Here is a 26,330-nt window from a genome sequence, read left to right on the forward strand (position 1 = left end):
GGGGTCTGGGCCGGCGCCTGGGCTGGGAGGGCTCAGCGGATGCGCGTGCGGGAGCCGCAGCCGCACAGGTACCTGCGGGTGCGGGTGGCGATCGGCAGAGGAACGTCGAAGGACTCGACCGGGTACATGTCCTGCTCGACGATCCCGAAGAAGGAGCGGTCCAGGCGCTCCAGCTCGTCGATGACGACGGAGAGGTCCGGCAGCCCGGCCGGGGGCTCGACCATGACGCCGGCCTTGTTGGCGGCCGCCCAGGTGAGGTCGTCGCGGCGCACGACCTCCATGATCTTCGGATCGATCTGCTTCAGGTGCAGGTAGCCGATGCGGTCCGGGTGCCGGCGGATCAGCTCTGCGGAGGAGGCTCCGCCGTACTCGGCGTGGCCGGTGTCCAGGCAGAGGCTCACCCGCTGCGGATCGGTCTCCTCCAGGAAGCGGAGGATCTCGTCCATGGAACACACATGGGAGTCGGCGTGGGAGTGGAACTGCTGGGCCAGTCCGTACTTCTCCTCGAGGACCGCACCGAGCTCGTCGTGGCCTGCGGCGAGTCGGCGCCAGCCGTCGGAGTCGAGGGTCCCCGGCTCCACGGCCTCGCCGGTGACGTCGTCGCGCCACATCGCCGGGATGACCACGATGTGCTCGCCGCCGACCGCCGCGGTGAGCTCGGCGACCTGATGGATCTGGTCCCAGGTGGCCTGGCGCTCGTCGGCTCCGGCGCGGTGGAAGGCGGTGAAGACCGTTCCGGCGGAGACCTTCAGATCCCGGGCGGAGAGCTCATCGGCCAGGCGGGAAGCGTCGGTGGGCAGGTATCCGTAGGGGCCGAGCTCGATCCAGTGATAGCCCGCCTCGACCACCTCGTCGAGGAACCGCTCCCAGGGGGTCTGCTGCGGATCGTCCGGGAACCAGACGCCCCAGGAGTCCGGGGCCGTGCCGACGAGCACGGGAGAGGTGGTGCCGTCCTCGGCGGTGCTGGGTGTGCGGGCGGGAGTGGTGGTCACTTCGGCCTCCTCGACGGCGACGGCCGCAGGGGCCGCCGGGCGGGTCATGACGTGGTGTGCACCACTCTGCTCCCTTGATGTTCTAATGTCAAGACATATGACCATGGAGGCGCAGATTCGGCGTGATGCTCGTGTTTGCGCGAGGGCGGAGGGAAGAGGTGAGGCGGGGTCAGCCGGTGAAGCCGATGTGCCCCAGCGCCTGCCGGACGAGCTGTCCACGGCCGCCGACGAATTCGCCCTGGACATCATCGCTGAGCACCTGATCAGGTGAGAGCCAGGACAGCTCGAGGGCATCCTGCCGCGGCTGGCACTCACCGGAGACCGGCACCACGTAGGCCAGGGACACGGCGTGCTGACGATCGTCGACCAGGCCCGTCTCGCTCGGATACGGGAAGTACTCAGCCACGGTGAACGGCGTCGGCGAGGGTGGGAGCTGCGGCAGACACAGCGAGCCCAGATCCTTCTCGATGTGGCGCAGCAGAGCCGCCCGGATGGTCTCCCGATACAGCACACGGCCCGAGACCACGGTGCGGTAGAAACGGCCGTCGTCGTCGGCGGTGTAGAGCAGACCGACCTCGGTCACATATCCCAGGGAGTCCTGCCGGACCGGGATGGCTTCCACGTAGACCATCGGGAGTCGTCGGCGAGCCTCATGGAGGTCAGCCTCGTTCAGCCATCCCGGGTTGGGATCGGGGGTGCGCACGCTCATGGTCCATTCATACCTCACCGCAGCCCGGACTGCCCATGGACGCTCCCGACGTGAGACAGATCCGCCCTCGGCGGACAGGGCCGAGGGCGGATCTCAGAAGCTGCGTCGAGGCTCAGGGCCCCATGGGGTGGCGTCAGATGATGTCGTCCACGGGGCGCCCCATGGCCGCGCGCCGTTCGGCGTGGTTGATCCTGTGTCGTCGGGACTCGGTGGCGAGGATGACGATGAACGCGCCCATCGCCGCGCCGATCGCCACCCAGACCGACGGGGTCTCGGAGAGCAGCCGCGGGAAGATCAGCCAGAACATCCCCCAGCCCAGACCCAGGGCGATCGTCATCCGGCCCCGCTCGGTCATCGCATAGAACGCGCCGACCCAGATGCAGGCGACCAGTCCGATCATGGCCCACAGGATCGCCGGGAAGCCGGGGATCCGCACACCCATCATGGTCAGCATGGCCGAGACGGAGGACATCGCCCCGACCAGCGCCCAGCCGGCGAACAGACCCACGACGGCGTCGGTCAGGCGTCGCTCGACCGCGTTGCGCGCCGTGTGCAGGGTGAACTGGCGCACGGCATCGACCAGCGCCAGTGCCGCGGCCAGTGCCGCCAGCACTGCGGCGGTCATCATCCCGGCGTGGACCGCTGCGGTCCACATCAGCATCAGGATCGAGGCCAGTCCCACCAGCCAGCCTGAGCGGCGCTGCCGAGGCGTGGAGATCTGCGTAGTGGTCCACTGGTACACCGCATGCCCGACCAAGCACAGCGCGATGACCGGCCACAGCCAATAGTGTCCGGCGTCTGGCGTCAGCAGCGCACGGTTGCCGGAGTACCAGCCGTCGACCAGGCTCTCCAGGCCGTTGCCTCCGATGATCGCCGGCCCGGTGAAGAGGCCCAGCATCCACAGCGCCGAGGTGACGGCGGCCAGCGCGCCGATGGTGACGAAGATCTGGCGAGCCATGTCCTGTCCGCGCGGCACCGGGTCGGGATCCCTGGAGGGAAGGTTGTACGGCGGGATGTAGGTGTAGAGGTCCTCTTCCTCATCCGCGAACTCCTCGGAGTCCGGGTCCTCATGACCCGTGGCCGCCTCGATGGCGGAGGCCTTCTCCAAGATCACCGCGCGACGCCGCGCCGCGCTCGCGTCCTGCAGACGGGCCTGCTCGGCCTGCTGCTCACGGACCTCCCACGGCAGGGGGCGCCCGTCGCCTGAAGGTGGACGGGGAAGCGCGATCCGGCTCGTGCGCGGGTCACCGGTCTGGGCGTCGATGGGGGGAAGGGTCACCATGGTGGCGTCCTCTTCCGGGTCGATGTCCGCGGTCGGCAGCGACAGCGGGGCGTGGTCCTGCTGCTGGTAGGCGTCCAGCTGGGAGGCGGACTCTGCGTCAGGCAGATCGACGTCGTCGGCGAGGTCCTCCTCGAGGTGTGCTGGGAGATCTGCGGGGTAGGAGGTGGCGTCATCGTGGGCCGAGATGGACTCCTCCTCCCACGAGGAGCCGTCCTCCCACGCGTCACCCTGGCCCTGGGGAGCCTCTTCGGGCTCCTCGGTGTGGTCCCGGACGGGCCAGGTGTCCACGCGGGCCGAGACCTGCTCGCCGGGCTCCGGGCGGCGGAAGGCGCCGGCGAGCCTGCCTGTGGCCTCGGCGACGCGGGCGTCGAGGGTGTCGAAGAAGTCGCTGAGGGTGGTGTCCTTCGCCTCGGGTCGCGACTCGGGCGGAAGCACGGGAGTGGCGTGGCTCAGCCGGATGCTCTCGGTGGTGGGGTGCGTGCTCGACTGCTCCGACTCGGCGTCGTCGTCGTCCGGAGCCTCGCCGTCGGCGGGGTCGACTTCGGCGAGCGGTCCGGTGACCTCGCCGAGTTCAGCGTCCTCAGCCGATTCTGGGACCGCAGGAGTCTCAGCGCTCTCCGGGGCCTCGGCGCGTGGGGAGTCGTCGCTCTCGGCGGGGGATGGTGCGCTCACGGTCTCCTCGGAGTGCTGCTCCGGCCGCTCGACAGCAGGGGAGGCGGCCCACGTCGTGGACTCGGGGGACCGGTCGGTCACTGGGCTCTCTCCCCTCGTGCGGATGCGGGTCGTCTGGGCACTGGTGATCCCGGTGAGCGTGTCTGCGGATGGTGGACATCCCAGACCCTCTGCCAGAGCTCAGGACGTGCTCGTGCGTGATCGGCGCCGTCGCGCGGAGACCACGGCGATGATCAACCCCACCAGCGTACCCACTCCGACGGCTGCGACCGTGCTGGCCCACGGGGGAAGCCCCGTAGTTGTTCCCGTAATGTAACCTAACCCGACCAGCCACAACGACCAGGTCACGGCGCCTGCCAGCGCCAGAGGGACGAGGAAGGGCCAGGTCAGGCGCATGATGCCAGCGGTCGCCATCGACGCGCAGCGACCTCCTGGGACCGCCCGGATCAGGAGCAGCCCCACCCAGGTCGACGGGCCCCCGGCGCGCAGGGACATCCGCAGCAGCTTCCGGTGGATGAGCCTGCCCCACCTCCAGCGGTGCAGCAGGCGGATCAGCTGATACCGGAACAGCAGGTACACCCCGATGTCGCCCAGCAGGCAGCCGAGCGTGGTGACGGTCAGGACCATGCTCAGCGGCATCAGCCCGTCGGCGGCCATCGAACCGGAGGCGATGACCATGACCTCGGAGGGGAAGGGCGGCACGAAGGCGGTGAACGCCACCGCCGCCAGCTGAGCGGCGAAGTACCACCAGCCCCACTCCTCGAGCAGCGCAGGGTCACCGAGACCCTGGGCCGCGGTCATCAGCTCGTCCACGGGGGCGCCTCCGAAGGGGTCTCGGCCAAGGTGCGCCGGGAGGTGAACTCTCGCGCTTCACCGCTCAGCGGGTCGGTGAAGCTCAAGGTGCGGGCCAGCAGCTGCAGGGGCTCGTCGAAGTCATCCGGGGCATCGTCGAGCAGCTCCGGGTAGAAGCGGTCGTGCATGATTCCCAGCCCCAGCAGCGCCATGTGGATGCGGAGCTGATGGGTCTTGCCAGTGTGCGGAGTGAGGCGGAAGTGCCCGGCGTCGACTCCGGTGCGGCCGTGCCCGACTCCCAGCAGCTCGACCCTCGAGGAGGAATTGGCACCCGGGACGGGAGTGGTGCGGCGTCGCCCACGCCGCGGAGCACGGCGGTCGTGGGGCCGCCTCCCCGAGTCGGCGACCTCGTAGGGCTGCAGCTCGGAGACGACCACGCCCTTGGTCTTGGTGATCCGGTTGCGGATCACCAAGGGGAAGCGAGCGGCCAGCCTCTCGCCGCAGCGGATCGGCCCCGGGCCGGCTGCGGGGTGCGGCCCAGGTGGGAGGGCGCTGACACATTCATAGGTCTTGAGCACCCGGCGGTTCTCGAACAGCAGCTGGTAGGCACCGCGCGTGCTGGGCTCCTTGGAGAAGATGACGACGCCGGCGGTGCCGCGGTCCAGCCGGTGGATCGGGATGAGGTCCGGCAGATCGAGTCGACGTCGCAGCCGCACCAGCAGGGACTCCTGCACGTACCGGCCGGCCGGCGTGGTGGGCAGGAAATGCGGCTTGTCCACGGCGAGCAGGTGCTCGTCCTCGTGCAGGATCTCCTCGGTGACCGGCAGCGGCTGCTCATCGCTCACGGATCGGTAGTACCAGAGGAACTCGCAGGTCCCCAGCGGGGTCGCGGTGCTCAGCGGGCGGCCCTCGACGTCGACCACCTCGCCGTCTTCGAAACGCCGGGTGATCCCGCCATGGTCGATATGTCCGAAGGTCTCCAGGACATAGTCGTGCAGGGTCTCCCAGGGGCCGGTGAGCGGAAGCCGCAGGCGGGTGGCGTTGACCCCGTCACGCACGGGGAGAGGAGACTTCTGAGCCACCCGTCCAGCCTACCGCCTTCCCGGGGTCCGCCTCGACGGGCGGGGCGCGGAAGACCGTGCTCCGGCTCAGCCCCAGTCGGGAGCCTGGGCCTGGGCGATGTTCTCGTCAGGGGCGGTCAACGGGTGGTTGACCTGCCAGCACATGCCGAAGCGGTCCTGCACCCAGGCGAAGTTCTTCGCGAAGTCGTAGTCACCGGGCTCCATGAGGAAGGTGCCACCCTCGCTCAGCTTCTCGACGACGTCGTCGAACTCGGTGCTGCTGTCCACCACCACTGCCACGGAGACGGAAGGGGTGAAGCTGAAGTCGTGCCGGACCAGGCTGTCCTGGATCATCAGCATCTGGCCGCCGACCTGCACCTGCGCAGTGGCCACCAGGCGGGTCGGAGGTGCCTGCTCCTGCTCAGCCTCGACCGTGGTCAGATCGGTGCCCGTGGATGGGGAGGTCTCCTCGTCCTGGGCGACGTCCTCACCGTCGGTGTCCTCGCCGTGGGCTGCGGGGTCATCCTCGGAGGGGGTACCGTCCTCTGCGTCGCCGTCCTCCGCGTGGCCGTCCTCTGCGTGGCTGTCCTCTTCGACCTCGTCCTCCTCGGGCGGGCCGACGTCGAGGATCTCCGTCCCCTCGGGGTGGAGCTGGATCTCGATGAGCTCGGCGTCCGAGAACGTCTCCAGGTACAGGTCGATGGCCTCTTGGGCCCGACCTTGGAACATCAGGAACGGAAGGCAGAGAGTCATGGCATCAGCCTATCCGGAAAACCTGAGGCCCGACGGTGACGAATGGAAGCCCGCCCGGCGCAGCGCCTCCCCGAGCCGCGTGGACAGCACCGGGGACCCATTGACGCGCTCGACGGCGACCCGTCCTGTGCGAGCCTGCCGGAGTCGCTGCACCAGGGCCTCCGCGGCCGCATCGATGAGCCGGTCCTGCTCGGTGAACAGCAGCATCGTGCGTCCGCCGCGCTCCATGTAGAGCACCAGCTCCCCGTGATGGAGCACCACGACGGCGCCGGCCTTGCGGCCGGGGCGGTGTCTGTTCTCCTCCAGCTCCGGCCAGTCCAGGGCCGCCCCGTAGGCGTTGGCCGGGTCTGTGGCGGCCAGCACCAGCATCTCGGGGGAGGACTGCTCGGAGATCGAAGGGTCGTCGAGGGCCTCGGAGGTGGCGCGCAGCGAGTCGATGGTGGCCGAGGTGGTGAACTGGGCTGCGCCCAGGTGCTCCACGAAGTAGCCGCGACGCACTTGCCCGGCATCCTCGGCGGTGGCCAGCACCTTGTACACCGCGGCGAACCCGCCGGCCAGCGGGCTCTCTGCCAGGGCATCAGTGTTGGCGGCGCGCGCGGAGGGGGCTTCTCCGGTCTGCTGCTCGGCGAGAACCGATCCACGGGTCACCACCCCGTAGCGGTCCAGGAGGATCTCAGCTCGGGCATAGGCCAGGGCGGTGACCCGCTCCCGGCGCTGCTGCGTCGGGGCCGGCACTGGCCCGGGCGCGGAGGACCATCTGACCCCAGGAGGCCGCGACGCCGCGCTGCGCAGACCGGCCTGGGTCGGGGAGCCGCCGGCCACGGGACGGCGAGCGTCCACGGATAGGCGCAGCGCCATCCGCCGGGAGGTGTGCCGGCTGCGGGTGGGGCGGGCCGTGGCCTTGTGCGCGGTGCGTCCACCCGAGAGCATGCTGCGGATCGCGGTGAAGCTGTCCGGGAGGACCCGCCCTGCCCAGAAGAGCTCCCACAACGCCTCGGAGACCTTCTCGGCAGAGGCTGATCCCGCGGGGCCCGATCCCGCGGAGGCCGACTCGCCGTCGTGCGGCTCGCGACGCCGGGCCAGCTGATCGGCCAGCGCCTCGGCGAACCAGGCGCCGCCGTCGTCGAGGATCTGGAGGACCTGCTCCTGCAGCACGGTGGGGGTGTGGTCGCGGACCACCAGCAGGCCGGCCTCGGCGTCCTCCCGCGGATGCAGCGCGATCCAGCCGTCATGGCCGGAGAGCGCCCCGCGGCCGGCCACCACAACGTCTCCGGAGCTGACCAGTTCATCGAGCATCGCGGGCCGATAGTCCCGGATCCTGGCCGGCAGGATCAGGCTCTCCCAGGCGCTGGCCGGGGCGGCGGCACCGGAGAGCTGCGCGATGACATCGACCAGGGCCCCCTGCCCCTCCATCCGGGTCTGCGGGGTCACCGAATGCCAGCCGGCCAGGAACTGGGCGAAGGCGCGCGGGGGCACCGGCTCCACCTCAGCCCGCAGCGCGGCCAGCGAGCGCCGCCGGATGCGGCGCAGCATCTCCGTCTCGCACCATTCGGTCTCTCCGCGGGAACCGGGCTCCACATCGGGTCGGAAGAGCCCGCGGATCAGCCGTGCGTCACCGGCCAGCTCCTCCAGCACCTCCGCCACGACGGCGGTCCCGAGCCCCAGGGCGCCGGCCGCCTCGGCGGTGCTGAAGGGGCCATGGGTGCGCGCGAATCGGGAGACCAGATCTCCGAGGGGATCTTCCACCGGGTCCAGGAACACCTGGGGGATGCCTGGGGGCAGCGGGGCACCGAGGCCGTCGCGCAGCCGGGAGGCGTCCTCCACCGCGGCGTAGCGGTCCTGCCCGAGCCAACGCACGCGGAACGCGCGCTGCGCGGCCACCAGGGACTCGGCGTGGCCGCGCGCGGTGGCGACGTCGAGCGGCGGGGGATCGGCGGCGTCTGTGTCGGCGTCCACGGCGGCGTCCTCGTCGCCCGCCGGGGCCGGACCTGCCAGCCGGGCCGCCAGCTCATCGGCGCTGAGCGGCCCCAGCAGGCGCAGCAGATCTGCGGCACCCTCGACGCCGCGCAACCGCCGGGAGGGCGAGAGCCGCTGGGCATGGGCCTCTGCGGTGGCGATGATGTCGGCGTCGAGGAAGTCCCGCAGCTCCACCCGGCCGAGCAGCTCGCCCAGCAACTCAGGATCCACCGAGAGAGCGGCGGCCCGGCGCTCCGCCAGGGGTGAATCACCCTCATAGAGGAACTGGGCGATGTAGCCGAAGAGGATGGACTGCGCGAAGGGAGAGGGCCGCTGTGTGGTGGCCTCCACCAGGCGGATCCTCCGCCGACCGATGTGTCCTATGACCTCGAGCAGGGCGGGCATGTCATAGACGTCCTGGAGCACCTCCCGCATCGCCTCCATGATCATGGGGAAGTCCGGATGCCCGGCGGCGACCTCCAGCAGCTGGGCAGAGCGCTGCCGCTGCTGCCACAGGGGCGTGCGCTGTCCGGGATTCTGCCGAGGCAGCAGCAGTGCGCGGGCAGCCGCCTCGCGGAACCGCCCGGCGAACAGCGCCGAGGAGCTGACCTGCGCGGTGACCAGTTCCTCGAGCTCATCGGGTTCGAACCGGAACAGATCCGCTCCGGGCGGGTCATCGTCCATCATCGGCACCCGCAGGACGATGCCGTCGTCGGAGGCCAGGGCGGAGCCGTCCAGCCCGTAGCGCTCATGCAGGCGTTCGCCCACGGCCAGCGCCCAGGGGGCGTGGACCGGCAGCCCGTAGGGGGAGTGCAGGATGATCCGCCAGTCGCCGAGCTCGTCACGGGTCTGCTCGATCACCAAGGTGGTGTCTGTGGGCAGCGCCCCGGTGGCCTCCTGCTGCTCGGTCAGGTACCGGACCAGGTTCTCCCTCGCCCAGGTGTCCAGGCCGAGGGCCCGCAGCCGGGCGGTGGCCGTGGCCTCGTCCTCGGTGCGGATCTCCCGGTGGAACCGGCCCAGCGCCTCACCGAGCTCCGCGGGCCTGCCCAGTCCGTCACCGCGCCAGAACGGCAGCGCGGCGGGCTGCCCGAAGGCCGGTGTCACCAGGACCCGGTCGAAGGTGATCTCCTCGATGCGCCAGCTGGTGGCACCCAGGGCGAAGACGTCCCCCACCCGGGACTCGTAGACCATCTCCTCGTCCAGCTCGCCCACCCGGCGCCCGCCTGTGCGGGCGGAGCCGGATTCCTCGCCGCTGGCCAGATAGACGCCGAACAGCCCACGGTCCGGGATGGTGCCGCCGGAGGTGACGGCCAGCCGCTGGGCCCCAGGCCGGCCGGTCAGCGTGCCGGCGTCGCGGTCCCAGACGATCCGCGGGCGCAGCTCGGCGAACCGGTCCGAGGGGTACTTGCCTGCCAGCAGGTCCAGCGTCGCCTCATAGGCGGAACGCGGCAGGGAGGCGAAGGGTGCGCTGCGGCGCAGCGTCTCGAACCACTCCTCGACGTCCAGACTCTCCAGCGCGACGGCGGCCACAGTCTGCTGGGCGAGGATGTCCAGCGGGTTGCGGGGAATGTGCAGTGCCTCGATCCGACCGGCCAGCATACGTTCCACCACGACGGCGGTGGAGACCAGATCCCCGCGATGCTTCGGGAAGAACCATCCCACCGAGATCTCGCCCACCTGATGTCCGGCACGACCGATGCGTTGCAGGCCCGAGGAGACTGCGAACGGCGCCTCCACCTGGATCACCAGGTCCACCGCGCCCATGTCGATGCCCAGTTCCAGGGAGGAGGTCGCCACCACGCAGCGCAGCCGTCCGGCCTTGAGGTCCTCCTCCACCAGCTTGCGCTGCTCCTTGGAGACCGAGCCGTGGTGGGAGCGGGCGAGGTCCGGCGGGGCGGCGTCGTCGTCGGGGCGATCCTCGGTGCCCCGGGAGGCCTGACGCTCCGACCAGATCTCATTGAGGCGGCCGGTGAGCTTCTCCGCCAGGCGACGCGAGTTGACGAAGATGATCGTGGAGCGACGGGAGGCGACCAGATCCACGATCTGATGTTCCACATGGGGCCACACGGAGGGCTGCAGCGGCTGTGAGCCCGGGATGTGGGCGAGTTCGGCCACGCCGTCCCACTCGTGGTCATCACCGGGGCGGTGTCCTTCGTCGTCGTCCCGGTCCTCCTCCGGAGCGGAGGACTGACCGGGCAGCGGCCCGTGCGGGTTGGCCAGGTCCTCCACCGGCACGGAGACGGTGATGTCCCATTGCTTCTCGGCCGGCGGGGCGACGATCTCCACCGGCTGGCGCCCGCCCAGGAAGCGGGCCACCTCATCCCGAGGCTCCACGGTGGCGGAGAGACCGATCCGCTGGGCGGGGGAGTCCAGCAGGTCGTCCAGCCGCTCCAGGGAGACCGCCAGGTGGGCCCCACGCTTGGAGCCGGCCAGGGCATGGACTTCGTCGACGATGACCGTGCTCACCTGGGAAAGGGTCTGCCGCGCCTGGGAGGTCAGCATCAGATACAGCGACTCGGGAGTGGTGATGAGGATGTTCGGCGGGCTGCGGACCAGATCCCGGCGCTGCTTGGAGGTCGAGTCCCCGGTGCGTACGCCCACTGTGACCTCCGTGGGCTCGTGTCCCAGCCGGCGCGCAGTGTGGCCGATCCCGACAAGCGGGCTGCGCAGGTTGCGCTCGATGTCCACCCCGAGGGCCTTCAACGGGGAGATGTAGAGGACCGTCGTCCCGGCGGCGGGCTCGGCGAAGAGCCGGTCCACCGACCAGAGGAAGGCTGAGAGGGTCTTGCCGGAGCCGGTCGGGGCGACCACCAGGGCGTTGTGTCCTCGGGACACCGCATCCCAGGCGCCCGCCTGCGCGGCGGTGGGCGCGCCGAAGGACGCCGTGAACCACTCGCGGGTGGGCGCGGTGAAGGGTGCGAGGGCCTGGTGGGGATCGCTCGACGCATCCATGGACGCCACTGTAGCGAGATCCGGTGACGTCTTCGGGCTCTCGACGGAGGCAGGAGGGCGCGGGGCCATCGAACGGCATCACTCGGTTGCCCTGACCTCCCACCTCGGCGAGGATCGAAGGATGGACAGTCACTCGTATCAGGAGGCCCCCTCGCCCGCCTTGCCCGTCAGCGAGCTGCGCGAGGTGCTCGGGGCCAGCCTGGTCGGCGGGGCGGGCTGGCTCCGCGCCCGGCTCAGCGGCGTCACCGGTGGGCGCCAAGAGGTCTCGGCGACGTGGAGTCCGGACACCGAGCAGGCGCTCGTCGACGACTTCGACGACCTGCTACCCGCGGACCAGCCTGGTGTCCCGGAGAACGTGAAGGAGACGCTGCTCATCGGCATCCAGGCGGCAGGAGCCGCCCGGCAAAACGCCGTCGTCGTGCAGGTGCTGTGGCGTGCCGATCACACGGAGATCGCAGCCCACACCCTGCAGGGGGCCGGGGCGCCGGACAGCATCGCGGCTGCCCTCGACCGGGTGGCGGAGATCGTCACGGCGACCGGCTCCGGCTGAGCTGCCCGGATCAGCGCGCGAAGGGCAGCAGATCGTCCCGGCGCACCGGACGGTTGAACAAGGGGCCGTCAGGCTCCAGAATCCGCCCCGCGGCCAGTGGGCCGAGGGAGACCGGATCGAATCCCATGGCCTCGATCAGCATCATGACCAGGCCTCGGGCGGCGCCGTCGTCGCCGGCTGCTCCCAGCGCCCGGCGCTGATCCAGGGGCAGGTCTCGGTCCGCGGCGTCGTCGAACTCGCCGTGCGAGACATGGTTGAGGGCCTTGACCACCCGGGAGCCCGAGAAATGGCCGGCCACCGCCAGCGAGGTGGGCAGCTGTTCGTCCGCGGCCGCCTGAAGCCATCCGGGCAGCACCTCGTCCTGCCAGGCGTTCGTGGCATCCACCAGCACACAGCCCGCCACCCACTCCGGCTCGACATCGTCGAGATCCTCCTGAGGAACGGCGAGGATGACCAGCCCGTTCTCATGCTCACGGGTGCGCGCCGCGACGTCCTCCGCGATGACGGCGACGGCGCCGGGGGCGTAGATCTTCAGATGGTGCCGCAGCGCTCGAGGCGGCCGGGTGGAGCAGATGTCCACCTCGAACCCGGCCTTCACCAACGTCCGGGCGAAGGCGGTGCCGGCGCGTCCGGCGCCCAGGACACCGATCACCGGGGGCAGGAGCGTGTGCTCAGACATGGTGGTACGGCCTCCCGCCGGCGATCTCCTGAGCCCGGTACACCTGCTCGGCGAGGATCATCCGCACCAGCTGGTGCGGGAACACCAGCCGGGAGAGCGACCAGACGAAGTCCGCCCGGGCATGCAGCTGGTGGCTGACTCCGTAGGCGCCGCCGATCACCAGCACCACAGGGTGGCCGACGTCGAACTGGCCCTGCAGATGCTTCGCGAGGTCGGGGGAGTCGATGTTCTTGCCCCGCTCGTCCAGCAGGATGACGTGGTCCTGATCCCGAACGGCGCCCAGGATGCGGGCGGACTCCTCGTCGCGGGCGGCATCGCCCTCTCGGGAGGAGTGCGGAAGCAGCTTCCAGCTCAGGTCATAGGGCTTGCGCAGCCGCTTGGTGTAACGCTCGATGCCGTCCACGGCCCACGCCTCATGCTTCTTGCCGATGGCGACCACGCTGATGCTCATGGGTCATGAGCCTATGCGGGCTGCAGGAGGGGCGTCCAGAGAGGGGACGGGGAAGGCCCCCGGGTTGGCCGACGCTGAGGGGGCGTTGAAGAAGGCCAGCCCGGGGGCCGCATCACTCGCACCTCTATGAGGTGACTCCTACGCTACGAGGCGAGGATGAGCAGGAGCCTGTGATCGGCTGGTGATCCTCTGGACGTGATTCCGCGACTTCATCCTCCGGGGAGGTTCGGATGATGTGCGCGCACGACGACGCCCCACCCGCAGCGCTCCGGGGAGGGGTGGCGAACTCGGCACGCGGGCTCAGGAACGCCGTCTTCTTCTCCGCAGACGGCGTGTGTTCGTTGTCTCACTGCCTCCTGCGACTGCGGCGTCCGGCGTTCTCGGGAGGAGCGGACTGGCGCCCGAAGCGACGACGCACCAGGCGAAGGACGAATCCCGCGATCTTCATGACGAGGTACCGGATGATCATGACTGGATAGTAGCCGAGGAGGCCGCGCGAGATGCCAGGAACCTGCCCGCCGGAGACCAGCGTCGCCCTGATCGTGTTGACTGGACTGTGTCGTGCACGGAGACATCGGGAGGACTGACGTGAACCGTCAGACGAAGAAGCAACGGAACTGGTCTGCTGCCCAGGGAGCCTTGTCTGGTGCCGCCTTCGTATTACTCGGCATCGCGATCGCTTCAGGGGAGCTCCATCTGGGTTCCATCGTGATTCCCAGCAGCATCCCGTTCGGGACAGCAATCATGCTGGCAGGAGCGGCCTACGCCGTCGCTTCCCTGCTCACGCTGAATCGTCGGAGGTGACGGTGGACGAGCCCCGGGGGCCCTGAGCGCTTCGTCGACGGTGGACGAATCCATCGAACCTGGGGACAGAAGAGGCCCGGACCCCGCCACATCGGCGGGATTCCGGGCCTCATTCGGCGGAGGCGGGGGGATTTGAACCCCCGGTCCGGGATAAACCGGACCCTTCATTAGCAGTGAAGTCCGTTCGGCCGCTCCGGCACGCCTCCTGTGCGCCTGGAACCCCACGGGGATCACCCACGGCTCGTCCAGACGCCCCACTAGAGTAGCGGGAATCCTCCTGAGAGCACAAAAGCGGGAGCGCAGCCTCCGAGGCGCCGCACAGTACCCTGGTCTGGACACCTTTCGGGAGCTCGCCAGACAGGAGGCCTCAGCGGATGAGCCAGGCCGAGACACCGCAGACGGCATCGGCGAGCAGGGAGCACGTCATCGCCGTCGTCGGCGCCGGCCCGCGGGGGACCTCCTTCCTGGAGCGGCTGCTCGCCCACCTGGACCATGTGCCGGACCCTGTGCCACAGATGCGCATCGTGGTGCTGGATCCCGCCGCCCATGGCCCAGGCCGGGTCTGGGATCCGGAGCAGTCACCCCTGTACCTGATGAACACTCCGGCCAGCTATCCCACGGCGGCCCCGGCGGGGGAGACCAGACAGGAGCTGGCAGCCTCTGCGATCTCGCTGAGCTTCGCCCGGTGGCGACGCACCCGCTTGGGAAAGCTCGACGACGCCGACTACCCCACCCGCGCGGACTACGGCCGGTATCTCACCGAGCTGCACGAGGACGCCGTCGCCCTGCTCGGCGCCCGTGACGGGGTGGAGGTGGAGGCCCGGCGAGTCCAGGTCACGCGCCTGCACCGCTATGACGACAAGGGACAGGACGGCGAAGGCCAGGACGGTGCCGCACGAAGCTCACGCCTCGGATCAGCTCCCTGTCCCTACAGGCTGACCTGCGACGACGGTGCCGTCCTCGCCGCCGACGCCGTGGTCCTCGCCCTCGGCCACGTGCCGGCGCGGCTCAGCGACTCCGGGCAGCATCTGGCCGAGGTGGCCGGTGACCTGGGCCTGCACTACTCGCCCCCGGCCATCCCCACCGACGTCGACGTGGACTCGATCCCGGAGGGAGAGACGGTGCTGGTCCGCGGAATGGGGCTGAACTTCTTCGATCTGATGATCCAGCTCTCCGCCGGCCGCGGCGGACGATTCCGTCACCTTCCAGAGAATCCGCCGGGTCGCCGTCTGGAGTACCATCGCAGCGGCGGGGAGCCGCACCTGGTCGCGGGTGCCCGCCGAGGAGCCCCCTACCGGGCCAAGACGACCGCCGCAGGCTTCGTCCCGGCAGGCATCCGACTGGTCCACTTCACTGACGAGGCCGTGGAGGGGGCCGAGCGTCGCCATGACCTGCTGGACTTCGCCGCGCACCTCTGGCCGCTCGTCCATCGCGATGTCCTGTGCACCTACTATCGGACGCTGGCCGCCGTCCACCCGGAGCTGTTCCCCGCCGGGCCGGACGCATTCCTCGTCTCATTCGACGAGCTCCTGGCGGATCCCGGGGTCGGCGAGCAGGTGCTGGCCGTCCAGGGGCAGCACCTGCTTCATGAGCATGCCCCGGACGTGCTGTGGTTCGACATCCGCTCGCTGGGTCGGCCCTTCGACGACCTCGTCTTCGACTCTGCGGACCATCACCGGGACCACATGCTCGCCTACCTGGAGGACGACGCGACCACCTCGGCAGCAGGCGCGGCGAGCCCGGTGAAGATGGCCATCGGTGCGCTGCACGCCGCACGCATGGAGCTCAAGGCGCTCATCAGCGAGGGCAGGGTCTCCACCGACAGCCAGGTGGCTGAGATCGAGGGCTGGTTCGAGCCCTTGGTGGAGGGGCTGGCGAGCGGCCCGCCGCTGCAGCGCATCGAAGAGCTCGCTGCCCTGACCCGCGCCGGTGTGGTGGACTTCCTCGGACCAGACCCGGTCTTCGACGTCGACCGTGAGGCTCGGGCCTTCACCGCTGAGTCTCCGTGGGTGGCGACCGAGCCGGTGCGAGCGCACCGGCTCGTGGAGGCGATGATGCCGGCCAACCGGGTGCAGATGTCCTGCTCACCTCTGGTGGCAGGTCTGCTCGAGGACGGCCTGGCGCGCCCGAAGGAGGTCGTCGACGTCTCCGGCACCGCCCGGGCGGGAAAGGGCTTCGACGTCACCGAGACGCCCCACCGGCTCATCGACGCCGAGGGCACGCCGCTGGAAGGCGTCTATGTCCTCGGCCTGCAGCTGAGCTCGGTGCAGTGGGGCACCGCCATCGCCGCCGAGTCCGGCGGTGACCCCCGCTCCGGAGCCCGCACCCTGGCCGACGCCGATGCCGCGGCGGGCAGCATCCTGCAGAGCGCACTGGGCGGCTGAACGGCCCCGGCACAGCAGGTGGCTCTGCGGTTTGAGCCCTTATGACGCGATGTTCGCCTTCATAAGGGCCCGATCCGCAGAGCCACTGGGGAAGGCGCCCCTCAGGCGCGCTCCCGCATCCGCGCGTCCAGGGTGTTCTGCGCGAAGAACTCCGCCAGCCCTGAGGTGTCGGTCAGCGGCAGGACCTGCGCCACGTACTGGTCCGGACGGACCACGACGACGGCGCCCTCCCGGGAGATGCCGCGGGCCTCGAAGATGTCCTCGTCATCGAGCACGGCGAAGACCTTCTCGTACTGCAGCAGCCGGAAGGGCCCCACCTCCGGCAGGAAGATCCGCGGGGCGTCGGTGACCTCGAACTCGGTGTGCCGCTGCTGGTAGACGACCTTGACGTCGACGAGCGCATCGACGTCCTCACCCTCGGGAGTGCAGCGCACCACCGGGGAGTCCGGGGACTCGGCCATCCACTGCGCCCAGTCGGTCAGCGCGGAGGGCTGTCCGGCGGCCGGGCGGTCGGCGAAGGCGTATATCCGCCAGCGGCCGTCCGCTTCGGCCTGGTGGCCCAGGTGCAGCGGATTGGTGTCGCAGACCCGCACCACTCGGGAAGATTTGAACCGCTTGCCCACCGGGAAACCCTCGGCCAGCCCCTGATGCTCGTCGGTGCCGATGACCATCGAGGGTTCGTACTGGGTCATGAAGCCGGCCGGGAACTCCGCGGTCTTGACGTAGAAGTCCTCCAGCTCGGAGGGGTCGCTGAAGTCTTCCGGCCGCTTGGCCATCATCGTGGACCACTCGCGGTCGAAGTCGATCAGATTCTGCGCGATCACCTGGCGCTCGGCCGAGTAGGTGCGCAGCAGGTCCTCCGGACTGCGCCCGGAGAGCACATGCCCCAGCTTCCAGCCCAGGTTGAAGCCGTCCTGCATGGACACGTTCATGCCCTGCCCGGCCTTGGCGGAGTGGGTGTGGCAGGCGTCTCCGGCGATGAACACCCGCGGGGTGTGCGAGCCGCTCGCCCCGTCATCGACGTCGTCGAACTTGTCTGTCAGCCGGTGGCCCACCTCATAGACGCTGTGCCAGGCCACATTGCGCACCTGAAGCGTGTAGGGGTGCAGGATCGCATTGGCCTTCTGCGCGATCTCCTCCACCGTGGTCTCCCGGATGCGCGCCTTGCGCTCAGGGGTGACCTCGCCGAGGTCCACATACATGCGGAACAGGTGGCCGCCTTCCCGCGGGATCAGCAGGATGCTGCCCCCGGAGTGGGACTGGATGGCGCATTTGAGCCGGATGTCGGGGAAGTCCGTGCGGGCCAGCACGTCCATCACACCCCAGGCGTGGTTGGCCTGGTCGCCGTCGAGGCTGCGCCCGATCGAGGCGCGCACCCGGCTGCGGGCGCCGTCGGCTCCCAGCACGTACTTCGCACGGATCACGCGTTCTTCGCCTTCCCGCGGGCCGGAGGTGTGTCTGACCCGCACGGCCACCGGGTGCTCCCCGGAGTCCTCCACAGTGAGGTCCAGGAACTCGATCCCGTAGTCCGGGCGCATCCGGCTTGGTGAACGCTCCATGAAAGCGCCGAAGTGGTCCAGGATGCGCGCCTGGTTGACGATCAGATGCGGGAACTCGCTGACGTCCTGCGGATCGTCCACCGGCTGGGCGGCGCGCGCGATGTGCTCCGGGTGCTCGGTGTCCGGCTTCCAGAACGCCATCTCGGTGATGTGATAGGCCTCGCAGGAGAGCTCCTCGGCGAAGCCGAAGGCCTGGAAGGTCTCCACGCTGCGGGCCTGGATGCCGTCGGCCTGACCGACCTGAAGCCGGTGGGGGCGGCGCTCGATGATCCGGGTGTGGACCTCCGGGAACATGGACAGCTGGGCGGCTGCGATCATTCCTGCCGGGCCGGTGCCCACGATGAGCACGTCCATCTCGTCAGGGAGATCCTCGGGACGGTCCAGACCGATCCCGGCGGCGGGGCGGATGCGCGGATCCGTGGAGACGTAACCGTGGTGGTGAAACTGCATCGTCATGCTCCTGCGGGTGGCTGGGGGATGAACTCGGCGGCGAGGCGCTCGGCGCCGCGGGCGGCCAGGGAGACGTCGGCGCCCACCAGGATCCAGTCGGCGCCCGCGGCCACGTAGCCCCTGGCGACGTCCGGGTCGAAGGCGTTGACACCGACCGGCACTCCGGCGGCGCGTCCGGCGGCGAAGGACCGCTCGACGGCGGCGACGACGTCCGGGTGGGTCTGCTGGCCGAGCAGCCCCATGGAGGCGGACAGATCGGAGGGTCCCAGGAAGATGCCGTCGATGCCGTCCACAGCGGCGATGTCCTCGGCGTTCTCCACACCCTCGACGGTCTCGATCTGGACGAACACCGAGACGTGCTCGGCACCGCGGGCCAGATAGTCGGGAACCCGGCTCCATCGGCCGGAGCGGGCCAAGGCGCTGCCGATCCCGCGTCGGCCCGCCGGGGGGTACTGCGCGGCGGCGGCGACCTCGCGGGCCTCCTCGGCGGTGGAGACCATCGGGACCAGGATGTTCTGGGCCCCGAGGTCGAGCACCTGTTTGATGGTGACCGCATCCGCTGACGGGACGCGCACGATCGGGGTGACGGGGTATCCGGAGACCGCGTGCAGCTGGGCGAGGATCGACTCCAGGCCGTTGGGGGCGTGCTCCATGTCCAGCAGCAGCACGTCCAGCCCGCCGCCGGCCATGACCTCCGCCATCACCGGCGATCCGGAGCAGACCCAGCCCCCCACCAGGGGGCGATCGGAGTCGGTGAGCCGTTCGCGCAGGGTGGGGCTCAGATGAATCGGCATGTCACAGCTCCCAGTTCTCCGTAGTCACAGTGGACGGTGTCTCCGGGGTGGACCCACATGGGCCGGGTGAAGGATCCGGCGAGGATGATCTCTCCGGCCTCGAGCCGGTCCCCGTGTCCGGCGAGCCGGTCGGCCAGCCAGGCGACCCCGCGGGCGGGGTGGCCCAGCACGGCGGCGGCCACCCCGGACTCCTCGATGGTCTCGTTGCGGTACAGCAGCGCGGAGACCCAGCGGAGGTCGACGTCGTGGGGCCGCACCGGCCGACCGCCGTAGACCATGGCACCCATCGCGGCGTTGTCACTGATGGTGTCCACGATGCTTCGTCCCTCCATCTCGATGCGGCTGGAGAGGACCTCGAGGGCGGGCACCACGTAGTCGGTGGCGTCCAGGACGTCGAAGATCGTGGTCTCTCGGCCGGTGAGATCCCTGCCGGACAGCTCCCGGCCCAGGACGAAGGCCAGCTCCACCTCCACTCGCACTCCGGTGAAGGAGCCGTGCTCCAGCACCGCACCGGTCTCATGGACCATGTCGGCGAAGATGGTGCCGTAGTCGGGCTCCGTGATGCCGGTGGCGACCTGCATGACCTTCGAGGTCAGACCGATCTTGTGGCCGGCCGGGCGGCGGCCGGCCTCGATGCCTCGGCGTCGCCACTCGTTCTGCACCGCGTAAGAGTCCTCCACGGTCATCTCCGGGTGACGGGCGGTCAGCAGCGGAACCATGGAACGGTCCCGCTCAGCGGCTGCCAGCTCGTCGGCGATCTGTCCGATCTGGGTCTCAGTGAGCATGTGTTCCTCCTCTAGAGCTGGTGGCCCAGCTTGTACTCGCCCTGCTTCCAGGTGGGCATCGACTCCGCGCCCTCGTCCGCCCGGGTGTAGGAGAATCCGTCGGCTCCGATGGTCACAGCCATCTCGGAGTCGTCGGTGCGTTCGGCGGTGGGCACCGGGCGTCCCTCGAGGTCCAGCACCGTGGAGGCCTCGGTGTACCAGGAGGGGACCACCGGGTTGCCCCACCAGTCGCGGCGCTGGTTGTCGTGGACGTCCCAGGTGACGCGCGGGTTGTCCGGGTCGCCGGTGTAGTAGTCCTGGGTGTAGACCTCGATGCGGTGCCCGTCCGGGTCGCGCAGGTAGAGGTAGAAGGCGTTGGAGACCCCGTGCCGGCCGGGGCCGCGCTCGATGTGGTCGGAGAGCCGCAGCGCACCCAGCTTGTCGCAGATGGCCAGGATGTTGTGCTTCTCATGGGTGGCGAAGGCGACATGGTGCATCCGGGGCCCGGCGCCGCCGGTCATGGCGGTGTCATGCACTGTGGGCTTGCGGCGCATCCAGGCGGCGTAGGTGGTGCCGGCGTCGTCCTGGATGTCCTCGGTGACGCGGAAGCCGAGGGTCTCCATGTATCCCACGGCTCGCGGCACGTCCGGGGTGACCTGGTTGAAATGGTCGATGCGCACCAGCGCGCCGGGGGAGTAGAGGTCATAGCGCCAGGCGAGCCGCTCCACATGTTCCACCTCGTGGAAGAACTCGTAGGGGAAGCCCAGCGGGTCCTGCACTCGGACCGAGTCGCCGAGTCCCTTGACGAAGCCCTCGGAGTTCCGCTTCACCGGGCAGCCCAGCTCCCGGTAGAAGGCCTCGGCGCGGTCCAGGTCCTCCGGACTGCGCACCCGGTAGGAGAAGGCGGCGACGGCGGCCTCGTCCCCCTTCCGGAGGATCAGGTTGTGATGGATGAACTCCTCCATGGAGCGCAGGTAGATGGCGTCCTCGTCCTCCTCGGTGACCACCAGGTCCAACACGTCCACGTAGAAGTCACGGGAGCGCTGCAGATCGGTGACCACCAGCTCCATGGAGGCGCACCGCAGGATGTCCGGCGGCGGAGTGGAGGGGGTCGGGAGGGGGTTCGGGTTCGTGTCTGTCATGCTGAGCGTCCTTGCTGCTGATGAGGATGAGAGGGGATGGGGCAGTGCGGTGCGGGGTCAGTCGGCCTTGCCGAAGACCGGGTTGTGGACCTCGCCGAGATTGATGTGGACCGCCTGCTGGTCGGTGTAGAAGTCCAGGGAGCGGTAGCCGCCCTCATGGCCGAGGCCGGAGGCCTTCACCCCGCCGAACGGGGTGCGCAGGTCTCGGACGTTGTTGGAGTTCAGCCACACCATGCCGGCGTCGACTGCCTGGGCGAAGTTGTGGGAGCGCTTGAGGTCATTGGTCCACACGTAGGCGGCCAGTCCGTACCGGGTGTCATTGGCCAGGGCGAGGGCCTCCTCCTCGGTGTCGAAGGGTGTGATGGCGACGACGGGCCCGAAGATCTCCTCCTGGAAGATCCGCGCGGTGGGCGGGACGTCGGCGAAGACCGTCGGTGCCACGAAGTTCCCCGACTCGAAGCCCTCCGGACGGCCGCCTCCGGCCACGAGTCGGCCCTCGGTCTTGCCGAGCTCCACGTAGCTCATGACCTTCTCGTAATGCTCCGGGTGCACCAGGGCGCCCACCTCGGTGGACTTCTCGTGCGGCAGCCCGACCTTCACCCGCTTCGCCTGGGCGGCGTAGCGCTCCACGAACTCGTCGTAGAACTCCCGCTGGACCAGGATCCGCGAACCGGCGGTGCAGCGCTCCCCGTTGAGGGAGAACACCCCGAAGATGGTGGCGTTGACAGCGGCCTCCAGGTCGGCGTCGGCGAAGACGATCGCCGGGGATTTCCCGCCCAGCTCCATGGACAGGCCCTTCAGGTGCGGGGCCGCGTTGGCGAAGATCAGCTGACCGGTAGCGGACTCACCGGTGAAGGAGATCAGCGGGACCTCCGGGTGCTTGACCAGGGCGTCGCCGGCCTGCTCGCCGAAGCCGTTGACCAAGTTGAACACGCCCTGCGGCAGGCCGGCCTCTTCGAAGATGCCGGCCCACAGGCCGGCGGAGAGCGGGGTGAACTCCGCCGGCTTGAGCACCACCGTGTTGCCGGCCGCGATGGCCGGGGCGAGCTTCCAGCTCTCCAGCATGAACGGGGTGTTCCAGGGGGTGATGAGACCGGCGACGCCGATGGGCTTGCGGTTCACATAGTTCACCTGCCGGCCGGGCACCTTGTAGACGTCGTCGGCCTGCGCGACGATCAGGTCCGCGAAGAACCGGAAGTTCTCCGCGGCCCGGCGCGCCTGACCGAGAGCCTGGGTGATCGGCAGCCCGGAGTCGAAGGACTCCAGCTCGGCGAGCCGATCTCCGCGGGTCTCCACCAGGTCCGCGATGCGATGCAGCACCCGGGAGCGCTCGCGGGGGAGCATGCGCGGCCAGGGACCCTCGACGAAGGCACGCCGTGCGGCGGCCACGGCACGGTCGACGTCGGCGGCCTTGCCGGAGGCGGCCTGGATGTAGGTCGCGTTGGTGACCGGGTCGATGACGTCGAAGGTCTCGCCGTCGGTGGAGTCGACGAACTCGCCGTCGATGTAGTGCCGGATGCTCTGCGGCAGGTCTGTGGGCACACGGTGCCCGGCGGTCTCGGTGACGGGGCCTGCGGTCTGGGTCTCCAGGGAGTTCATGGGGTCCTCTCAGGGCGGGGTCTGGGCGGGGTCTGGTGTGGTCAGGGGCTGACTGTCGAGGGGGCGCCGGTCTGGCCTCGGTAGGCATCTACGGTGCGCCACTTGTGGTGCCGCACCGCCATCTCGATCTCCACCGGGTCAGCATTCTCACGGATCAGCGTCAGGATGTGCTCGTGCTCGGCCACGGAGAGCGGTGCCCGCTCCGGGACGAAGCTGAAGGTGGAGCTGCGCAGCCCGGAGAGTCGGTTCCAGCCGCGGTCCACCAGGTCGGCGATGTGCGGGTTGGGGCAACGGTGCACCAGGGCGCGGTGGAACCTCTCGTTCAGGGCCGTGAACACCGTGGGCTCGAAGTGGTCCAGCAGGGCCCGCATCTGCTCGTTGATCGCCTCGGCGCGGTCGAGGTCGGCCTCGCTCATCCGGCTCAGCGCCAAGGCGGTGGCCGCGCCCTCGAGCACTCCGAGGGTCTGCATGGTGTCGATGTACTCGCTGGCGTCCACCATGGCGACCCGGGCGCCGATGTTGCGCTCGAACTCGATCAGTCCCTCGGCCTCCAGGCGCCGCACGGCTTCGCGCACCGGCACCGTGCTGACGCCGAGCTCCTTGGCGATGGTGCCCAGCACGAGCCGGTAGCCGGGGTTGAAGTCGCGGCTGATGATGCGCTCGCGGATCCACCGGTATGTGCGCTCGGACTTGCTGGCCTGCTCATCGATGCGGATTGCGGTCATCGGGTCTCAGATCCCTCGTCGGCGGCACTCGCGGCGGCCTCATAGCGGGCCCTCCACTCGGCGTTCATCGGGAACAGCCCGTCGACCGGATGCCCGGCGCTGACCTGCTCGGCGACCCAGGCGTCCTCGGCCTCCTTGGTCAGCGCCGCATCCACGACCTCTTCGGCGAGCTGCGGGGGAAGCACGATGACGCCGTCGTCATCGCCGACGATCACGTCGCCCGGTTGGACGGAGGCTCCGCCGCAGGCGATGGTGACGTCCACGTCCCAGGGGACGTGGCGGCGGCCGAGCACCGCGGGATGCGGGCCCTGGCAGAAGACCGGGAGGTCGATCTGGGCGACGGTGGAGTGATCGCGGACCCCGCCGTCGGTGACGATCCCGGCGGCGCCGCGGGCCTGAGCGCGCAGGGCCAGGATGTCGCCGAGCGTGCCGGAGCCGGTCTCGCCGCGGGCTTCGATGACGATCACCTCGCCGGCACCGACATCGTCGAAGATCCGCTTCTGGGCGTTGTAGCCGCCGCCGTGGCTGCGGAAGAGGTCCTCTCGGCCCGGGATGAAGCGCAGGGTGCGGGCGGTGCCGACCATCTTCCGGCCGGAGCGGGTGGGGCGAGGGCCGTCGATGGTCACGGTGTTGAACCCGCGGCGGCGCATCTCCTGAGCCAGTCCGGCCACCGGGACCTCCTCGAGCTTGGCGCGCAGCGACTCGCTGAGCCCGCTGGTCTGTTCCGGCAGATCGGCCGCCGTCCGCGATCCCCAGGCCTCCTCGCGCTGGGCGTCGTCCACCGAAGGGAGGCTCCCGAGGGCGGGATCGAAGTCTCCGGGGCCTTCGATGACGATGGTGCGCAGCCGACCGGTGGTGGGCCCGCCGACGACGTCGACCTCCACCTCGACGACGTCGCCCGGTTCCGCCACGGATGCGCCGGCGGGTGTGCCGGTGAGGATGACGTCCCCCGGCTGCAGGGTCAGATGCTGTGACAGGTCGGCGATGAGTTGGGGGAGGGGGAAGATCATCCCCGCGGAGGTGTCCTCCTGGACCAGGTCGCCGTTCTTCCAGGTGCGCAGGCGCAGCGCCGAGGGGTCCACGTCGGTGGCGGGGATCAGCGTGGGACCCATCGGGGTGTAGCCCTCACGGCCCTTGTTGCGGACGTTGGAGCCCTTGTCATTGCCGCGCAGGTCATAGAGACCGAGGTCATCGGCGGCGGTGATCCAGCCGATGTGCCCCCAGGCCTCCTGGAGGCTGACCCGCCGGGCGGCAGTGCCGATGATCAGGGCGATCTCACCCTCGAAGCCGAGCAGCTGGGTGCCGGCGGGACGCTCCACGTGGGCTCCCGAGGAGGCCAGCGAGCTGGCGGGCTTGAGGAAGTAGGAGGGGGAGGCCGGCCGCCGTCCGCGCTGCTCGGCGCGGGAGGCGTAGCTGATGTGCACCGCGATGATCTTGCCCGTGGGCCGGGGGAGGTCGGCGGGCCAGGCAAGGGTCTGGTCAGTCATGGGGTCTCCTCGTCGCAGCGGTGAGAATGCGGGGCGAGGGTGCGGGGCTGACCTCGCCATCATCTCGCAGAATCATATCACTGATCGTATATCATCTGTGATCCGATGCACATTCCTCCGGGAGGCGCGCCTGAGGCGGCATCGGGCGAGGGGATCGGGTCAACCGATGGTGGCCTGCTCCACCGCCGCATAGACCTCGGGCCTGTTGCTGCGCAGGAACTGTCCCCAGGCCAGACCGGCCAGGCCGGAGCCCACGATGATCCCGGGGATGATGACGACCAGCGCGGAGAAGCCCTCAGCTTCGATCATGACGTCGAAGTTGACCATGATCAGCACGGCGATGACCGCGAAGCCGGTGGCGGCGATCAGCGGCGCCACCAGGCGCAGGAACACGGGATGCCGATCAGGGTCCCGGCTCAGGTGCCGCATGATCGCCACCGACGTCACGCAGAGCAGCAGCACCATGCCGAAGCCTGCGGCGTTGGTCAGCCAGGGGAACATCGTCAGCACCGGGTACAGCGGCCCGAGGTCGGAGCCGGCGCCGCTGGCGGCGAAGACCACGATGAACACCAGGCCCAGCACGCTCTGAGCCAGCGAACCCGCCACCGGGGCGCCGCTTCTCGTGCTGGTGGCCCCCAGGATGGAAGGCAGCACGCGGGCGCGGCCCATGGAGAAGAAGTACCGCGCGGCGGCGTTGTGGAAGGCGATCATCGCCGCGAGGATGCTCGTCAGGAACAGTACCGCCGCCAGATTCGTGACGATCGCCGGGACATGCTGGCCGAGGAACACGAACATGAGATCGGGCCCCCACTGCTGGGACTCCGCCACCATCAGCGAGGGTCCCACGCCCACGGAGAACGCCCAGGCGGAGAAGGCATAGAACAGGGCGATGATGCCCACGGCGATGTAGGTGGCCCGGGCGACGGAGCGCGCCGGATCCTTCGCCTCCTCGGAGTAGATGGCGCCGGATTCGAACCCCATGAAGGCGGCGATGCCGAAGGCGAGCATCGCGCCGAAGCTGCCGGTGATCCAGTGTTCCGGCATGAACGCCTCCACGGTGACGCCCTCTGGTGCCACGCTGAAGGAGAGCAGGCTGACGGCGACGACGATGACGAACTCCAGTGCCACGATCACCGCCAGCACCTTCGCGTTGAGATCGACTCGGTTCACCCCGAGCAGTCCGACCACGAGCCACCCGACCAGTGCGCAGGCCCACCAGGGCGCGGTGATCCCGAAGAGGTCTCCGACGATCGAGGAGGCCGCGAACCCGAAGACCCCGTAGAGGCCGATCTGCATGGAGTTGTAGGTGACCAGCGCCAGGAACGAGGTCCCGATGCCGGATCGTGTCCCCAGGCCGGCGGTGACGTAGGCGTAGAAGGCGCCCGCGTTCTGGATCAGCGAGCTCATCCTGCCGTACCCGACGGAGAAGAAGACCAGGATGATTCCGAGGATGAGGTATCCGACGGGCACGCCGAGCTCCCCGGTGACGGCGAAGCTGGTGGTCGCCCCGCCGGCCAGGACGGTCAGCGGTGCCGAGGCGGCGATGATGAGGAAGACCAGCGCGGGGACGCCGAGGGTGCGCCTGGCCAGGGCGGCCTCCTCGGGGGCTGGAGTCTGCGTGGTGAGGATCGGGTCATTCATGTCTGGGCTCCGTCTCGTGCAGTCGAGTGACGGTGGGTGAGTCCAGTGTCAGGCGCGGGCGGAGTCGAGTCTTGTGCCACCGTGCACGTGAGTTGACCGGCTGGGTGCCGGAGCGACCTCTTGCCTTGGCCT

Annotated in this window: 21 protein-coding genes and 1 tRNA gene; 3 read left to right on the forward strand and 19 right to left on the reverse strand. The window is 69.7% G+C overall.

Annotated features, from left to right (window positions below):
• Nucleotides 1–32: 32 nt before the first annotated feature.
• From HNR09_RS11075 to HNR09_RS11105, 7 genes are all read right to left on the reverse strand, one after another.
• A complete protein-coding gene (locus HNR09_RS11075) occupies nt 33–1,040 on the reverse strand; it encodes a sugar phosphate isomerase/epimerase family protein (RefSeq protein WP_179542087.1) in 1,008 nt (335 codons plus the stop codon).
• Between the two features lie 121 nt (nt 1,041–1,161).
• Nucleotides 1,162–1,701, reverse strand: coding sequence for an NUDIX hydrolase family protein (locus tag HNR09_RS11080; RefSeq protein ID WP_179542088.1), 540 nt, complete (start codon nt 1,699–1,701; stop codon nt 1,162–1,164).
• Nucleotides 1,702–1,834: 133 nt separating this feature from the next.
• Nucleotides 1,835–3,655 carry a hypothetical protein gene (locus HNR09_RS11085; RefSeq protein ID WP_179542089.1) on the reverse strand — a complete coding sequence of 607 codons (1,821 nt, stop codon included), beginning with the start codon at nt 3,653–3,655 and terminating at the stop codon, nt 1,835–1,837.
• Nucleotides 3,656–3,835: 180 nt separating this feature from the next.
• Nucleotides 3,836–4,468, reverse strand: coding sequence for a DedA family protein (locus HNR09_RS11090; protein WP_343047522.1), 633 nt, complete (start codon nt 4,466–4,468; stop codon nt 3,836–3,838).
• Nucleotides 4,456–5,529 carry a pseudouridine synthase gene (locus tag HNR09_RS11095; RefSeq protein ID WP_179542090.1) on the reverse strand — a complete coding sequence of 358 codons (1,074 nt, stop codon included), beginning with the start codon at nt 5,527–5,529 and terminating at the stop codon, nt 4,456–4,458. Before HNR09_RS11095 ends, HNR09_RS11090 begins: the two co-directional genes overlap by 13 nt.
• Before the next feature lie 66 nt (nt 5,530–5,595).
• A complete protein-coding gene (locus HNR09_RS11100; protein WP_179542091.1) occupies nt 5,596–6,261 on the reverse strand; it encodes a VOC family protein in 666 nt (221 codons plus the stop codon).
• 9 nt (nt 6,262–6,270) lie between these two features.
• Complete coding sequence (locus HNR09_RS11105; protein WP_179542092.1) at nt 6,271–11,169, reverse strand: ATP-dependent helicase; 4,899 nt, start codon at nt 11,167–11,169, stop codon at nt 6,271–6,273.
• A gap of 121 nt (nt 11,170–11,290) precedes the next feature.
• Between HNR09_RS11105 and HNR09_RS11110 the strand changes: the two genes are divergently transcribed.
• Complete coding sequence (locus tag HNR09_RS11110; RefSeq protein ID WP_179542093.1) at nt 11,291–11,719, forward strand: hypothetical protein; 429 nt, start codon at nt 11,291–11,293, stop codon at nt 11,717–11,719.
• Nucleotides 11,720–11,729: 10 nt separating this feature from the next.
• Here HNR09_RS11110 and HNR09_RS11115 read toward each other — a convergent pair whose 3' ends face one another.
• The 3 genes from HNR09_RS11115 to HNR09_RS16390 all read right to left on the reverse strand — a co-directional run bounded on the left by HNR09_RS11115 (nt 11,730) and on the right by HNR09_RS16390 (nt 13,318).
• The gene (locus HNR09_RS11115; protein ID WP_179542094.1) at nt 11,730–12,398 is read right to left on the reverse strand and encodes an NADPH-dependent F420 reductase; all 669 of its coding nucleotides are present in this window, start codon (nt 12,396–12,398) and stop codon (nt 11,730–11,732) included.
• Entirely contained in the window at nt 12,391–12,849 is a 459-nt protein-coding gene (locus HNR09_RS11120; protein WP_179542095.1) for a 23S rRNA (pseudouridine(1915)-N(3))-methyltransferase RlmH, read from the reverse strand. The genes HNR09_RS11115 and HNR09_RS11120 overlap by 8 nt, the downstream gene beginning before the upstream one ends.
• Before the next feature lie 346 nt (nt 12,850–13,195).
• Nucleotides 13,196–13,318 (reverse strand): hypothetical protein, encoded by a 123-nt coding sequence (locus tag HNR09_RS16390; RefSeq protein WP_281366350.1) that lies wholly within the window; start codon nt 13,316–13,318, stop codon nt 13,196–13,198.
• Nucleotides 13,319–13,437: 119 nt separating this feature from the next.
• Between HNR09_RS16390 and HNR09_RS11125 the strand changes: the two genes are divergently transcribed.
• The gene (locus HNR09_RS11125; RefSeq protein WP_179542096.1) at nt 13,438–13,653 is read left to right on the forward strand and encodes a hypothetical protein; all 216 of its coding nucleotides are present in this window, start codon (nt 13,438–13,440) and stop codon (nt 13,651–13,653) included.
• Nucleotides 13,654–13,770: 117 nt separating this feature from the next.
• Here the strand turns inward: HNR09_RS11125 and HNR09_RS11130 are convergent.
• Nucleotides 13,771–13,859, reverse strand: a tRNA-Ser gene (locus tag HNR09_RS11130).
• Between the two features lie 168 nt (nt 13,860–14,027).
• Here HNR09_RS11130 and HNR09_RS11135 point away from each other — a divergent pair.
• Nucleotides 14,028–16,037, forward strand: coding sequence for an FAD/NAD(P)-binding protein (locus HNR09_RS11135; protein WP_179542097.1), 2,010 nt, complete (start codon nt 14,028–14,030; stop codon nt 16,035–16,037).
• Nucleotides 16,038–16,138: 101 nt separating this feature from the next.
• Here HNR09_RS11135 and HNR09_RS11140 read toward each other — a convergent pair whose 3' ends face one another.
• The 8 genes from HNR09_RS11140 to HNR09_RS11175 all read right to left on the reverse strand — a co-directional run bounded on the left by HNR09_RS11140 (nt 16,139) and on the right by HNR09_RS11175 (nt 26,198).
• Nucleotides 16,139–18,046, reverse strand: coding sequence for an FAD-binding monooxygenase (locus tag HNR09_RS11140; protein WP_179542098.1), 1,908 nt, complete (start codon nt 18,044–18,046; stop codon nt 16,139–16,141).
• 2 nt (nt 18,047–18,048) lie between these two features.
• Nucleotides 18,049–18,840 (reverse strand): HpcH/HpaI aldolase family protein, encoded by a 792-nt coding sequence (locus HNR09_RS11145; RefSeq protein WP_179542099.1) that lies wholly within the window; start codon nt 18,838–18,840, stop codon nt 18,049–18,051.
• A complete protein-coding gene (locus HNR09_RS11150; RefSeq protein ID WP_179542100.1) occupies nt 18,825–19,625 on the reverse strand; it encodes a fumarylacetoacetate hydrolase family protein in 801 nt (266 codons plus the stop codon). The genes HNR09_RS11145 and HNR09_RS11150 overlap by 16 nt, the downstream gene beginning before the upstream one ends.
• An 11-nt stretch (nt 19,626–19,636) precedes the next feature.
• A complete protein-coding gene (hpaD, locus tag HNR09_RS11155) occupies nt 19,637–20,746 on the reverse strand; it encodes a 3,4-dihydroxyphenylacetate 2,3-dioxygenase (protein WP_179542101.1) in 1,110 nt (369 codons plus the stop codon).
• Between the two features lie 57 nt (nt 20,747–20,803).
• On the reverse strand, nt 20,804–22,345 hold the full coding sequence (gene hpaE, locus HNR09_RS11160) for a 5-carboxymethyl-2-hydroxymuconate semialdehyde dehydrogenase (RefSeq protein WP_179542102.1): 1,542 nt from the start codon (nt 22,343–22,345) through the stop codon (nt 20,804–20,806).
• Between the two features lie 41 nt (nt 22,346–22,386).
• Nucleotides 22,387–23,070: a GntR family transcriptional regulator gene (locus tag HNR09_RS11165; RefSeq protein ID WP_179542103.1), complete on the reverse strand. Its 684-nt coding sequence runs from the start codon at nt 23,068–23,070 to the stop codon at nt 22,387–22,389.
• Nucleotides 23,067–24,557 (reverse strand): fumarylacetoacetate hydrolase family protein, encoded by a 1,491-nt coding sequence (locus HNR09_RS11170; RefSeq protein ID WP_179542104.1) that lies wholly within the window; start codon nt 24,555–24,557, stop codon nt 23,067–23,069. The genes HNR09_RS11165 and HNR09_RS11170 overlap by 4 nt, the downstream gene beginning before the upstream one ends.
• A 159-nt stretch (nt 24,558–24,716) precedes the next feature.
• Complete coding sequence (locus tag HNR09_RS11175; RefSeq protein WP_179542105.1) at nt 24,717–26,198, reverse strand: APC family permease; 1,482 nt, start codon at nt 26,196–26,198, stop codon at nt 24,717–24,719.
• Between the last annotated feature and the right edge of the window lie 132 nt (nt 26,199–26,330).

The organism is Nesterenkonia xinjiangensis, from assembly GCF_013410745.1.
In the GTDB taxonomy this organism is placed as follows: Bacteria; Actinomycetota; Actinomycetes; order Actinomycetales; family Micrococcaceae; genus Nesterenkonia; species Nesterenkonia xinjiangensis.